General features: G+C 58.7%; 9 protein-coding genes. 7 read left to right on the top strand and 2 right to left on the bottom strand.

The window, feature by feature from the left end; genetic code table 11:
• Positions 1–118: 118 nt before the first annotated feature.
• Positions 119–1,513 carry a PhoH family protein gene (locus JFT87_RS09790; RefSeq protein WP_054049712.1) on the bottom strand — a complete coding sequence of 465 codons (1,395 nt, stop codon included), beginning with the start codon at positions 1,511–1,513 and terminating at the stop codon, positions 119–121.
• 347 nt (positions 1,514–1,860) lie between these two features.
• Entirely contained in the window at positions 1,861–2,985 is a 1,125-nt protein-coding gene (locus JFT87_RS09785) for a polysaccharide deacetylase family protein (RefSeq protein WP_201200797.1), read from the bottom strand.
• Between the two features lie 326 nt (positions 2,986–3,311).
• Here JFT87_RS09785 and yaaA point away from each other — a divergent pair, with 326 nt between their 5' ends.
• From yaaA to algG, 7 genes are all read left to right on the top strand, one after another.
• A complete protein-coding gene (gene yaaA / locus JFT87_RS09780) occupies positions 3,312–4,091 on the top strand; it encodes a peroxide stress protein YaaA (protein ID WP_201200790.1) in 780 nt (259 codons plus the stop codon).
• Between the two features lie 823 nt (positions 4,092–4,914).
• The gene (locus JFT87_RS09775) at positions 4,915–6,231 is read left to right on the top strand and encodes a nucleotide sugar dehydrogenase (RefSeq protein ID WP_201200788.1); all 1,317 of its coding nucleotides are present in this window, start codon (positions 4,915–4,917) and stop codon (positions 6,229–6,231) included.
• A gap of 189 nt (positions 6,232–6,420) precedes the next feature.
• The gene (gene alg8 / locus JFT87_RS09770) at positions 6,421–7,902 is read left to right on the top strand and encodes a mannuronan synthase (protein ID WP_416350750.1); all 1,482 of its coding nucleotides are present in this window, start codon (positions 6,421–6,423) and stop codon (positions 7,900–7,902) included.
• A 36-nt stretch (positions 7,903–7,938) separates the two neighbouring features.
• On the top strand, positions 7,939–9,111 hold the full coding sequence (locus tag JFT87_RS09765) for an alginate biosynthesis protein Alg44 (RefSeq protein ID WP_201200786.1): 1,173 nt from the start codon (positions 7,939–7,941) through the stop codon (positions 9,109–9,111).
• A 15-nt stretch (positions 9,112–9,126) separates the two neighbouring features.
• Positions 9,127–10,629 carry an alginate biosynthesis TPR repeat lipoprotein AlgK gene (algK, locus tag JFT87_RS09760; RefSeq protein ID WP_201200784.1) on the top strand — a complete coding sequence of 501 codons (1,503 nt, stop codon included), beginning with the start codon at positions 9,127–9,129 and terminating at the stop codon, positions 10,627–10,629.
• Positions 10,626–12,110, top strand: coding sequence for an alginate export family protein (locus tag JFT87_RS09755; protein WP_201200777.1), 1,485 nt, complete (start codon positions 10,626–10,628; stop codon positions 12,108–12,110). The genes algK and JFT87_RS09755 overlap by 4 nt, the downstream gene beginning before the upstream one ends.
• 26 nt (positions 12,111–12,136) lie before the next feature.
• Complete coding sequence (gene algG, locus JFT87_RS09750; protein WP_201200774.1) at positions 12,137–13,723, top strand: mannuronan 5-epimerase AlgG; 1,587 nt, start codon at positions 12,137–12,139, stop codon at positions 13,721–13,723.

The following is a 13,723-nucleotide window of genomic DNA, read 5'->3' as shown; positions in this document are numbered from 1 at the left end:
CCAATATCAATGTGACTGACACACCGCTTTCGCGAGCAAGCCCGCTCCCACATTGGGTTTTGTGTCGGGCACAAAAAACCGGGCGACCCGTGAAGGCCGCCCGGTTCGGGTGAAGCGGTTACAAATGCGTTTCGGCGTATTCGGCCAGGATCGAACGTGGCACCCCTTGCAGGGTGATGTGTACACCGTTAGGGAAATCCTTGAAGCGTTCAGTCAGGTACGTAAGCCCGGAGCTGGTCGCGGACAGGTAAGGGGTGTCGATCTGTGCCAGGTTGCCCAGGCACACCACTTTGGAACCGGCACCGGCACGGGTGATGATGGTTTTCATCTGGTGCGGTGTCAGGTTCTGACATTCATCGATCAAAATCAGACTCTGCTGGAAGCTGCGGCCCCGAATGTAGTTGAGGGATTTGAACTGCAACGGCACTTTGCTGAGGATGTAGTCGACGCTGCCATGGGTGTTTTCGTCATCCATGTGCAAGGCTTCGAGGTTGTCGGTGATGGCGCCCAGCCAAGGCTCCATTTTTTCCGCTTCGGTGCCGGGCAGGAAACCGATCTCCTGGTCCAGGCCCTGCACGCTGCGGGTGGCGATGATCCGGCGATAGCGTTTGCTGACCATGGTCTGCTCGATCGCAGCGGCCAGGGCCAGGATGGTTTTACCGGAACCGGCCGCGCCGGATAGATTGACCAGATGGATATCCGGATCGAGCAAGGCGTACAGCGCCAGGCTTTGATAGATGTCGCGCGGTTTCAGGCCCCAGGCCTCCTGGTGCAATAGGGGTTCCTGATGCAGGTCGAGAATCAGCAGACGGTCTTCTTCAATCTCCTTGATCCAGCCGACAAACCCTTGTTCGTCGATGATGAATTCATTGATGTGCACGGCCGGCAGGTTGTCGATCAGCTTCACCTGGTGCCAGGTGCGTCCATGATCCTGACGGGTCTCGACCTTGCTCACGAGGTCCCAAAAGGAGCCGGTCATGTTGTGGTAACCATTGGGCAGCAGCGATACGTCGTCAACCAGTTGATCGGTGCTGTAGTCCTCGGCCGCAATCCCGCAGGCCCGGGCCTTGAGGCGCATGTTGATGTCTTTGGTGACCAGCACCACAGGCAGCTTGGGTTCGCGCGCGTGCAGGTCAATCAACTGGTTGATGATGATGTTGTCGTTCAGGTGCTCGGGCAGAATGATGTTCGGCTCAGCGCGCTTGCTCATCAGAATTGACAGCAAACCCTTGGGCCCACTCTTGCCGCGCTGGATCGGCACACCGAGCTCGACATCCTCGGGGCTGGCATCGCCCAAGGTCTTGTCGATCAGGCGAATTGCCTGACGGCATTCGGCCGCAACGCTGTGATGCCCGCTCTTGAGCTTGTCCAGCTCTTCAAGCACGGTCATCGGGATCGCAACGTGGTGTTCTTCGAAGTTAAGCAGGGCGTTTGGATCGTGAATCAGTACGTTGGTATCGAGTACATAAAGGATTGGCTGGTTGGAGGAAGAACTACGTCCGTGATCATCCATACTCGGTCACCTTTGTGGGAGCCAGTCGACGCAATACCGTGACAGTGCTGCGCCTCGAAGTGGCCACCGAATTCACCTGTTGGGACTCAAGTGAACTGCAAACAAGTAGGGTCTTGGAAGACGCCACCTGTGTTGCAGGTTTCGGCGGTCTGTCTTCGTAATACTCCAAAACCTGTGACAGGAAAAAGCACTTTGACGTTTTTTTGAAGTTTATTTTTCAGAGTGACGAATAGCCCTTGGCGTGCAGGCATTGTGCCGTTAAAGTCGGAAGTCCGCCTGCATCGAAATCTTCTCGAAAATCACCCCGCCCTGCCCTCTGCCCCAATGTTTGCGGGCTTTTTCAGTTTTCAGCGAAACGCACCCTGACAGTCTTCCCAACCGATCCCGCTTTGCGCCGTTTGCGTGATGAGCCAGGGCATCGACGTTTTCACGGCATCCTGCTTCACGTTGAAATTGATCACGCCGTGGCGCCACAGCAACATCAAAGTCAGCAACCGCTGAGCACTCTGGCTGCCCTTGAGCTTGCCGGCACCGTCCTGGGGATCGATGTCCCACAGCGCCACCTGCAAACCCTGCGACTCGAAAAAGCCCTGCGCATCGGAGCGACGCTGACCGTCGGGCGGACGAAACAGCGGCACGTAATTCTCCGGCAGTTTGTTTTTCACCAGTTCGACACTGCGCTTCACCGAGTCCTGCCAGTCTTGCCAATGGCTATGGGAACGGAACTCCCAGCCCTGCACGCCAATGCATTGCTGTGAATACAGCGCTTGCAGGCCAGACACCGAACGCTCGGCCAAACGGGCCTGAATGTCCTTGCCGAGGACGAAGAAGGTGCCGTTCATGTTCGACTTGCGCAGGTACTCGGTCGCCCAGGCCGTATTGTCCGGGACGGCGTTGGCCGCGCTGTCGAAGGTCAGCAAAAACAACCGGTCATGCATCTCGTCGCCGTTGCGCTCATAGTCGCCAAAACGATCGACTTCACTGCTGGTTTGCGGAAACAGCGCAGCCTTGCGCAATTGCTCGTCCAGGTACTGGGCATGGAACAGTCGGCTCGGCTCGGCCCACTTGGTGTAATAGCTGTCATCGCTGACCTGGAACTTGGCAGCTTGCTCGCGCAGGGTCGGTATGTCCTCGACCAGGAAACAGAACGATGCATCCTGATCACAGCTCTGCTGGGCGAAGTTGTAGTTGGCCAGCAGACGCAGCCACATACGTTCACGCAGGCTGTTGACCGAGTCCAGATTGACCGTGCGCAGGCCCAGGCGCTGGGCCAGGCCCGCCTCGTCCAGGGATTCGCTGGCCAGCAGGACGCGGGCGAACATGAGGATTTCAGCCCGTGACGCGACGTCGAACAAGGTCGGGCTGTTGAGTTGTTCTGGCCAGGTGCTGCGATCAAGGGTCGCCACATCGCCCGGCGCTGCCATGGCACCAAAGCTCAATAGCCAGGCCGAGAATAAAAAAACGATACGCAATGGGATGTCTCCATAACAAAACCCGCGCGGCACTATAGCTGATGTGCAAGATTCACGGACGCTGCCCTCACCCCAGCCCTCTCCCAGAGGGAGAGGGAGCCGATCTCCGTTGATTTTAAAATTTGAGTTCAACTCGATAGCTCAGGTCGGCGTAAATCGAAAGAATCACTCGGTCAGTCCCCTCTCCCTCTGGGAGAGGGTTAGGGTGAGGAAAAATCCACCAGCCGTCGCAAATGCCCGAGCTTCCCCACACCTATAGCCCCCATAGCTGGAGTCAACACGGACAACCCCCTAGAATCGCCCCCACGATTAAAGGAGACGACTTCATGCTGATGGTGATTTCCCCCGCCAAGACCCTCGATTACGAAACACCGCCGGCCACCCAGCGCTTTACCCAGCCGCAATACCTGGACCACTCCCAGGAACTGATCCTGCAACTGCGTGATCTCACACCAGCGCAGATCAGCGAGCTGATGCACGTCTCCGACAAGATCGGCGGCCTCAATGCCGCGCGTTTCGGCAGCTGGACCCCGGCGTTCACCGCGGAAAATGCCAAGCAGGCACTGCTGGCCTTCAAGGGCGACGTATACACCGGCCTGAACGCCCAGACCTTCAGCGAAGCCGACTTCGATTACGCCCAGCAACATTTGCGCATGCTGTCCGGCCTGTACGGCCTGCTGCGCCCGCTGGACCTGATGATGCCCTATCGGCTGGAGATGGGTACCAAACTGGCGAATGCCCGTGACAAGGACCTATACGCCTTCTGGGGCACACGGATCAGTGAATGGTTGAACGAAGCGCTGGCCGACCAGGGCGACGACGTGCTGCTGAATCTGGCGTCCAACGAGTACTTCTCGGCGGTCAAACGCAGCGCCTTGAACGCACGCATCATTAATACCGAGTTCAAGGACCTGAAAAACGGCCAGTACAAGATCATCAGCTTCTACGCCAAGAAGGCCCGCGGGATGATGAGCCGTTTTGTCATCGAAGAGCGCATCAACGACCCGGCCGCCCTCAAGCAGTTCGATGTCCAGGGCTACCGCTACAACGCCGAACAGTCCAAACCGGACAATCTGGTATTCCTGCGCGATCACGCGCCGGAGTAATGCATGCCCAATGCACGACTCTTTCTATAAAGAGTCGTGCACCTCGCACGATGTCAAAAATCCCTCGCCGTTTTTCGCCATTTTAATGGCGCCAGTTTTTCATCCCTGTCTTTTCTAAGATTTATTTCACTCGACAATTGCCATTTTTTTCAGTAGTGGCACCAAATATTTTTATCGATAGTGGCACTTACCCATCTAATTCGATAATGACCCTTTATATAAAGGCCCAAATGGTAAGTGCTATCAATATGAAAGCAGTGCCATCTTTTTCAATATTTCAAGAAATTTCAGAATTCGCGATGGGCGGGCTGGAACTATGTCCAAATGCGTAGCTCATACCACCGGTAACTATTCTCACCGAGCTTGTAAGAGATAACTTACGTTAGGCAGATAGCCATGTAACCAAGTTGTCACAGCAACTTGACTAGATGACTAACCAGTCTGAAAACAACTAGATGGACAGGAGATATGCACCATTACTATCCCCTACAAGGCCAAGGCTGCGCCCCAATAAAAATGCTCATTTGAGCATTGAAACGCTTGATTTCACTGGCTAAGCGCCAGGTATCGAGTGCGAAAGACCTTTGCACGAACATCTTCTGAACAGGGGATGGGCGGCATTACAGGGCACACCATAATAATAAGGCCACGTTGCGCACATTTTGAGTGCACCTCTCTATTCATTAGAGCGAGTCACTCAGAACTTAGTATGCCTGCATGCGGCACTGTGGCGCCTGTAAGCCGCACTTTCGAGTGCACTATCACCGCTGAACACCATTAACTCCTGCCATCTAATGGCTTGATCATTACAGAGGTAAATGCGATGCGCATCAGCATATTTGGTTTGGGTTACGTCGGTGCAGTATGTGCCGGTTGCCTGTCTGCACGTGGCCATGACGTCATTGGCGTAGATGTCGCCAAAGACAAGATCGATATGATCAACGCCGGCAAGTCGCCGATCGTTGAACCGGGTTTGGGCGAGCTTCTGACCAAAGGTATCGAGACCGGCCGTCTGCGCGGCACCACCAACTTCGCAGAAGCGATTCGCGACACCGACGTGTCGATGATCTGCGTTGGTACGCCGAGCAAGAAAAATGGTGATCTGGAACTGAACTACATCGAAGCCGTGTGCCGCGAGATCGGTTTTGTCCTGCGTGACAAGACCTCCCGCCACACCATCGTGGTTCGTAGCACCGTACTGCCAGGCACCGTAGCCAACGTAGTGATCCCGATTCTCGAAGACTGCTCCGGCAAGAAAGCAGGCGTCGATTTCGGTGTGGCGGTCAACCCTGAGTTCCTGCGTGAAAGCACCGCGATTGCCGACTACGACCTGCCACCAATGACCGTCATCGGCGAGTTCGACACCGCCAGCGGCGACGTGCTGCAAGCCCTGTACGAAGAGCTCGACGCGCCGATCATCCGCAAGGACATCGCTGTCGCCGAGATGATCAAGTACACCTGCAACGTGTGGCACGCCACCAAGGTGACCTTCGCCAACGAGATCGGCAACATCGCCAAGGCTGTCGGCGTCGATGGTCGTGAAGTGATGGAAGTGGTCTGCCAGGACAAAACCCTGAACCTGTCGCAGTACTACATGCGTCCGGGCTTCGCGTTCGGCGGCTCTTGCCTGCCCAAAGACGTGCGTGCCCTGACCTTCCGCGCCAGTTCCCTGGACGTTGACGCGCCGCTGCTCAATTCGCTGATGCGCAGCAACGTGTCGCAAGTGCAGAACGCCTTCGACATCGTTTCCAGCCACGACAAACGCAAAGTCGCCCTGCTGGGCCTGAGCTTCAAGGCCGGCACCGATGACCTGCGCGAAAGCCCATTGGTGGATCTGGCGGAAATGCTGATCGGCAAGGGTTACGACCTGAGCATCTACGACAGCAACGTCGAATACGCCCGTGTCCACGGCGCGAACAAGGACTACATCGAGTCGAAGATCCCGCACGTCTCGTCCCTGCTCAATTCCGACTTCGACGAAGTGATCAGCAACTCCGACGTGATCATCCTCGGCAACCGTGACGAGAAATTCCGCGCCCTGGCCCAGCAAGCACCGCACGGCAAACAGGTCATCGACCTGGTCGGCTTCATGGCCAAGGCCACCGACGCCGGTACGCGCACCGAAGGTATCTGCTGGTAAGGCAGCCCTGTAGGAGCTGTCGAGTGAAACGAGGCTGCGATCTTTTCGGGAACACCAAAATCCCAAGCGAAAGATCAAAAGATCGCAGCCTTCGGCAGCTCCTGCATGTCCTTGCAAGTTTTTGTAAGCCTGCCTTAACCCCATCGGGCCACCCAACAGGCTCGCCCGAGATAGAGACGGATGCAGATTATGCACAGGCTAAAGCACGGCCTACTTCAGGCCGCCGGTTGGCTGTTTTACCTAAGTTTATTGATGGGCATCGCCATGGCGTTGCCTGCGTCCACGTTCGACTCCGAGTCGAAGGACTTCATCTTCCTGATTGGTTTCATCGGGATCTGGCGTTACTCGATGGGTGCCACGCATTTTGTGCGCGGCATGATTTTTCTGTACATCGTCTACCCGCACCTGCGGCGCAAAGTACGCAAGCTGGGTAAAGCGGCAGACCCGTCCCATGTGTACCTGATGGTCACCAGTTTTCGTATCGATGCACTGACCACCGCCCAGGTCTACAGCTCGGTGATTCGCGAAGCGATCGACTGCGGCCTGCCCGCCACCATGGTCTGCTCAATCGTCGAAATGTCCGATGAGTTGCTGGTGAAAAGTCTTTGGGCCCGGATGAACCCGCCGGATCGGGTCAAGCTCGACTTCGTGCGTATTCCCGGCACCGGCAAGCGCGATGGCCTGGCCTACGGTTTCCGCGCCATCTCCCGCCACCTGCCGGACGACCGCGCAGTGGTTGCAGTGATCGATGGCGACACCGTGCTCGCCCCAGGCGTCGTGCTCAAGACCGTGCCGTGGTTCCAGCTGTTCGGCAATGTCGGCGGCCTGACCACCAACGAGTTCTGCGAAGTGCGCGGCGGCTACGTCATGGCTGAATGGCACAAACTGCGGTTCGCCCAGCGCCACATCAACATGTGCTCGATGGCCCTGTCCAAGCGCGTCCTGACCATGACCGGCCGGATGTCGGTATTCCGCGCCACCGTGGTCACCGACCCGGACTTTATCGCCGACGTGGAAAGCGACTCGCTGCAACACTGGCGCCTGGGCCGCTTCAAGTTCCTGACCGGTGATGACAAGTCGAGCTGGTTCAGCCTGATGCGCCTGGGCTACGACACTTTCTACGTACCGGACGCCGCGATCCACACCGTGGAACACCCGCCGGAAAAAAGCTTCATCAAGGCCAGCCGCAAACTGATGTTCCGCTGGTACGGCAACAACCTGCGCCAGAACTCCCGCGCCCTGGGCCTGGGGATGAAACGCCTCGGTCTGTTCACTTCGGTGGTGCTGTTTGACCAACGCGTATCGATGTGGACGTCCTTGCTGGGACTGACCGTGGCGATCATCGCCAGCTTCAAGTACGGCGGCGCGTTCATCCTCGCTTACCTGCTGTGGATTGGTATCACCCGCCTGATCCTGACCCTGCTGCTGTCGTGCTCCGGTCACCGGATCGGCCCGGCCTACCCGATCATTCTCTATTACAACCAGATCGTCGGCGCGCTGGTGAAGATCTACGTGTTCTTCCGCCTCGACCAACAATCCTGGACTCGCCAGGACACCAAATTGACCCGTGATCTCGCCAGCTTTCAACGTTGGTTCAACACCTGGTCGTCTCGGACCATGACCTTCTCCGCCGGCAGCATTTTTGTCGCCGTGCTGCTGATGATGGTCTGACCGCCCCCTTATTGAATTAGCCAGGAAATAGCCCATATGAATACCGCCGTGAACACCAACGTAGTGCATGAATCCGAAGCCCAGCGCCAACACGCCCGCGTGAAAATCCCGGCCAAGCTGCGCTTTTTCGGGACCACCGGTGCACCGCTCGAAGCGCGGGTCGAAGACCTTTCCGCTGGCGGCCTGTGCTTTAACGCCGGCACCCAGAAAGCCCTGACCGTCGGTGAAGTGCACAAGGCTCGCTTGCAGTTCGTCATCGATAACCTGGGCCTGGCGATGGACGTGGAGTTGCAGATCCGCTCCTACGATCGCCAGACCGGCCGTGCCGGTTGCCAGTTCCAGAACCTGGAAACCCAGGACATCTCGACCCTGCGCCACCTGATCACCTCTCACCTGGCCGGCGACATCGTCAGCATGGGTGAAGTGCTGGCAACGCTGCAGCGCGACAACTTCACCAAGGCGCGCAAGGTCAAGGATGGCGGCCACGGCATGACCCCGTTCGGGCGTCTGCGTGCGGTGACCTTCAGCTTCGCGATCTTCCTCGTGGGTCTCGCGGCGTTCGGTTTTATCTTCAAGTCGGTGTACGGCATGTACTTCGTCAGCCACGCCCAGGCCGGCATCGTCAGCGTACCGGGCATGAACATCACCATGCCGCGCGACGGCACTGTGCAAAGCCTGATCAAAGCCGACGGCGTCGCCGCCAAAGGCGCCCCACTGGCGACCTTCAGCACCAGCATGCTCGATGTCCTCAAGGGCCATCTGGACGAAGAGCAGTTGCAACCGGCCAAGGTTGAAGAACTGTTCGGCAAGCAAATGACCGGCACCCTGACGTCGCCGTGCGATTGCACCGTCGCCCAGCAACTGGTCGCCAACGGTCAGTACGCCAGCAAGGGCGACGTGATCTTCAACCTGGTGCCGCGCAACAGCGAAGCCAACATCGACGCGCGCTTCACCTATCGCCAGTTCGCCGACGTGCGTCCAGGTGCGCCAGTGACCTTCGAAATCGCCGGCGAAGACAAAACCCGCACTGGCAAAATCGTCAGCAGCACCAGCCTGAAAAGCGCCGACCTGTCCTCCGACATCCGCGTACAGATCAAGCCTGACGAGCCGCTGGACACCACCCTCGCCGGTCGCCCGGTGGAAGTGAACAGCGATCGTGGCCCGAACCTGAACTGGCTGATCGACAAAGCCATGGCCGCCGGTCTTTAAGTCGAGGACATGCCTGTGACCATCCAAAAAATCCTGAACACACCGCAGTCCCTGTGGGAGCGGGCTTGCTCGCGAAAGGGTCAACTCGGTTTGTCTGATACACCGCAGCGCCTGCTTCGCGAGCAAGCCCGCTCCCACATGGGCTCTCTGTGTGCCGTGGCATTGGCCGTGAGTCTGGCCGGTTGCGCCGGCCTGCCCGACCAGCGTCTGGCCAACGAAGCCCTCAAGCGCGGCGACACCGCGCTGGCGCAGCAGAATTACCAGCAACTGGCGGCCATGGGTTACACCGAAGCCCAGGTCGGGCTAGCGGATATTCAGGTCGACAGCCGTGACCCGGCCCAAATGAAACTGGCCGAGGCGACGTACCGTGCCGCGGCCGACACCTCGCCCCGCGCCCAGGCTCGCCTGGGTCGTCTGCTGGTGGCCAAGCCCGGCTCGACCGAAGCCGAACAGCATGAAGCCGAAGGCCTGTTGAAAAAAGCCTCGGCCAATGGCGAAGGCAACACCCTGATCCCGCTGGCGATGTTGTACCTGCAATATCCCCACAGTTTCCCGAACATCAACGCCCAGCAGCAAATCAGCAAGTGGCGCGCCGAAGGCAAACCGGAAGCGGGCCTGGCCCAGGTGCTGCTCTATCGCACCCAAGGCACTTACGACCAGCACCTGGATGAAGTCGAATCCATCTGCAAAGCCGCGTTGAACACCACCGATGTCTGCTACGTCGAACTGGCCACGGTTTATCAGAAAAAAGCCGAGCCAGAGAAACAAGCCGAGCTGATCAAGCAGATGCAAGCCGCTCATGCGCGTGGCACGGTTTCCGCTCAGCGAGTGGACAGCGTGGCCCGCGTACTGGGCGATGCGACCCTCGGCAAGACCGACGAGAAAACCGCGCAGTCGCTGCTCGAAGGCATCGCGCCTGGCTACCCCGCGTCCTGGGTCAGCCTGGCGCAGTTGCTCTACGACTTCCCGGAACTCGGTGACATCGACACGATGATGAAGTACCTGGACAACGGTCGCGCGGCGGATCAACCCCGCGCCGAACTGTTGCTGGGCAAGCTCTACTACGAAGGCAAATGGGTGCCGGCGGACGCCAAGGTCGCCGAAGAACATTTCCAGAAAGCCGTCGGCCGCGAAGTCGCCGCCGATTACTACCTCGGCCAGATTTACCGCCGTGGTTACCTGGGCAAAGTCTATTCGCAGAAAGCCCTGGACCACCTGCTGACCGCTGCGCGCAACGGCCAGAACAGCGCCGACTTCGCCATCGCCCAACTGTTTTCCCAAGGCAAGGGCACCAAGCCCAACCCGCTCAACGCTTACGTCTTCAGCCAGTTGGCCAAGGCTCAGGACACCCCGCAAGCCAATGAGCTCGCGACAACATTAGAAGCCCAACTGCCGCCTGCCCAGCTCGCCGAGGCCCAACGCCTGTTGAAACAAGAACAGGCCGTTCGGGGTGCCTCGAGCCAGAACAAGCTGGATTTGCATGCCCTGCAAGAAGAAGACGGCGAGGAATCCCTATGAAGTTGAATCCATTTGTACAGGCCGGTATTGGCCTGACATTCGCCCTGCTGTGGTCGTGTCCGACCCTGGCAGCCATGACCGAAGCCAAGAACTACGGCCTGGAAGTGAAGATCACCGGCCAGTCCGAAGATGACGCCGACCTCGGCACCGCGCCCGGCGGCGACGTCAATGGCATCGGCCTCGACCTGCGTCCATGGGTCTACGGTGAACGCGGTGCGTGGAGCGCCTACGCCATGGGTCAAGCCGTGACGTCCACCGACATCATCGAAACCGACACCCTGCAACAGGCCGACGACGTCAACCAGACCACCAACAGCGGTGATCGCACGTCGAAGAGAAACTACCTGGCCATGCGCGAGTTCTGGGTCGGCTACAGCGGCCTCACGCCTTACCCCGGCGAGATGCTCAAGTTCGGTCGCCAACGCCTGCGCAATGACGACGGCCAATGGCGCGACACCAACATCGAAGCCCTGAACTGGACCTTCGACACCACCCTGTTGCGCGCCAACGCCGGTGTCGCCGAACGCTTCAGCGAATACCGCACCGACTTGAAAGAGCTGGCGCCAAAAGACAAGGATCGCCTGCACACCTACGCCGATGCGGCGTACCAGTGGACGCCGGGCAACTGGGTCGGCATTCGCGGTCATCACACCCACGATGACGGCAAGCTCGACTACCCGGAACCGGGCGTAGCCGGCGACTCGCTGGACAAGAAACAGAACGGCGACCTCACCTGGCTTGGCCTCACCGCCGACAGCGACGCCTACAACTGGCGCAACACCAATACGGTTAATTACTGGGGCAGCATCACCGGCATGAGCGGCGACACCGACACGGTCAACGCGCTCAACGCCGATGGCACCCGCCCGGCCGAAGCCAAGCGTGGTGAAGACCTCAATGGCTGGGCCACCGATATCGGCGTGCGCCTGCGCCTCGATCCGCAATGGCAAGTCGGTGCAGCGTATGCCCGCGCCAGCGCCGATTACGAACAGAACGGCCTGGAAAGCAACCGCTCGAACTACACCGGTACTCGCTCGCGGGTTCACCGTTTCGGCGAAGCCTTCCGTGGCGAAATGAACAACATGCAAACCGCAACCCTGTTCGGTTCGTGGATGCTCAACGACGAATACGACGCCAGCCTGATCTACCACAAATTCTGGCGCGTGGACGGCAACAAACCGGTGGGCAGCAACGGCATCAACGCCGTCCAGAACAACACCGACGACGCCACCGGAGCGATCCTCTCCAGCACCTCGCTGCCTTTGGAAGATGGCAACAAAGACCTCGGTCAGGAAATGGACCTGGTGGTCACCAAGTACTTCAAGCAAGGGCTGTTGCCCGCCGCTTTGAGCCAGTCGATCGATGAGCCTTCGGCCCTGGTGCGTTTCCGTGGCGGCGTGTTCAAGCCCGGCGATGCCTATGGCAAACAAGTTGATTCGTACATGCACCGCGCGTTCATCGACGTGATCTGGCGCTTCTGATGCGAACCGCGAAGGGAGTCCCCGACATGACCCATCCGAAGAGAGGCTCGATCACCTTGCTGGCCGGCGCGATGTTGCTGGCCAGCTCGGTGGCCTTCGCCAATGCGGAACCGACTGCGCCTGTGCAAAAAGGCCAACCGGCGACCCTGGCCAAGGGCTTGCAGCAAGCCAAGACCTACACCGTCAGCAGCGCACCGACCGCGCCGCTGGACCTGGCCGCACCGAAACTGCCAGACCTGTCCGGCTACACCGCGGAGGCCATTGCCGCAAAAATCGTCCGCACCAAACCGGGCAAGATCAGCGTGCGCCGGATGATGCAAGAAGACGCCTTGAAGGACTTCATCGGCGGCGACAACAAGATGGCCGAGTGGGTGGTGCGTCAGCACGGCATCCCGCAGGCGATCTTCGTCGACGACGGTTACATGAACCTCAAGGACCTGGCCAAGAAAGAGCCGAAGTATTTCAGCGAAACCTCGCCGGGTGTGTTCCTGGCGAAGTTGCCGATCGTGGTCGGCCGCAAGGGCATCCTCGAAATCGATAAACAAACCCAGGAATTGCGCCTGTCCCAAGAGGCCGGTTCGTTTCTGGTCAACGACGGCCAGTTGTTTGTGCGTGATACCAAAATCACTGGGTGGAGCGAGAAAAACAATGGCCCGGCGCTGTTCAAGACGCCGAAGGAATTCCGTCCGTTCCTGCTGTCCTGGGGCGGCACCGAAACCTACATCGCCAACAGCAAGATCGCCAGTTTCGGCTACGCCAACAGTAAGTCCTACGGCGTGAGTATTTCCCAATACACGCCGAACATGGCCAAGGTGCTCAAGCGTCCTGAACCGACTGGCTGGATCGTCGGCTCCGAGTTCTCGGACATGTGGTACGGCTTCTACTGCTACGAAACCCGCGACTTCGTGGTCAAGGGCAACACCTACAAAGACAACATCGTCTACGGCATTGACCCGCATGACCGTTCCCACGGTTTGATCATTGCCGACAACACCGTTCACGGGACCAAGAAGAAGCACGGGATCATCATTTCCCGCGAGGTCAACAACAGCTTCATCTTCAACAACCGCAGCTACGACAACCACCTTTCGGGGCTGGTGATCGACCGTAACAGCGTGAACAACCTGATCGCCTACAACGAGATCTACAAGAACCACACCGACGGCATCACCCTCTACGAGAGTGGCGACAACCTGTTGTGGGGCAACAAGGTGATCAGCAACAAGCGCCACGGCATCCGGATTCGTAACAGCGTGAACATTCGCCTCTACGAAAACCTCGCCCTGGCCAACGGCCTGACCGGTGTCTACGGCCACATCAAGGACCTGAGCGACACCGACCGGGACATCAAGCTCGACCCGTTCGACGCGCAAGTGTCGCTGATCGTGGTCGGCGGCGAACTGGCCGGTAATGGCAGTGGACCGCTGTCCATCGACTCGCCGCTGAGCGTCGAGTTGTATCGCGTGTCCATGCTCGCGCCGACCAAATCCAGCGGCATCAGCTTCAACGGGATTCTTGGCGACCGTCAGGATGAAATTCTCGACCTGCTGGTGCGCCAGCAGAAAGCCGTGCTGATCGACCCTGTCGAACGCCAGACCGAAATGCGGGACTGA

Source organism: Pseudomonas sp. TH15, assembly GCF_016651105.1.
Taxonomy (GTDB): Bacteria; Pseudomonadota; Gammaproteobacteria; order Pseudomonadales; family Pseudomonadaceae; genus Aquipseudomonas.
The sequence above is the reverse complement of the archived record's forward strand: the minus strand, read 5'-3'. Positions and strand labels throughout refer to the sequence as shown.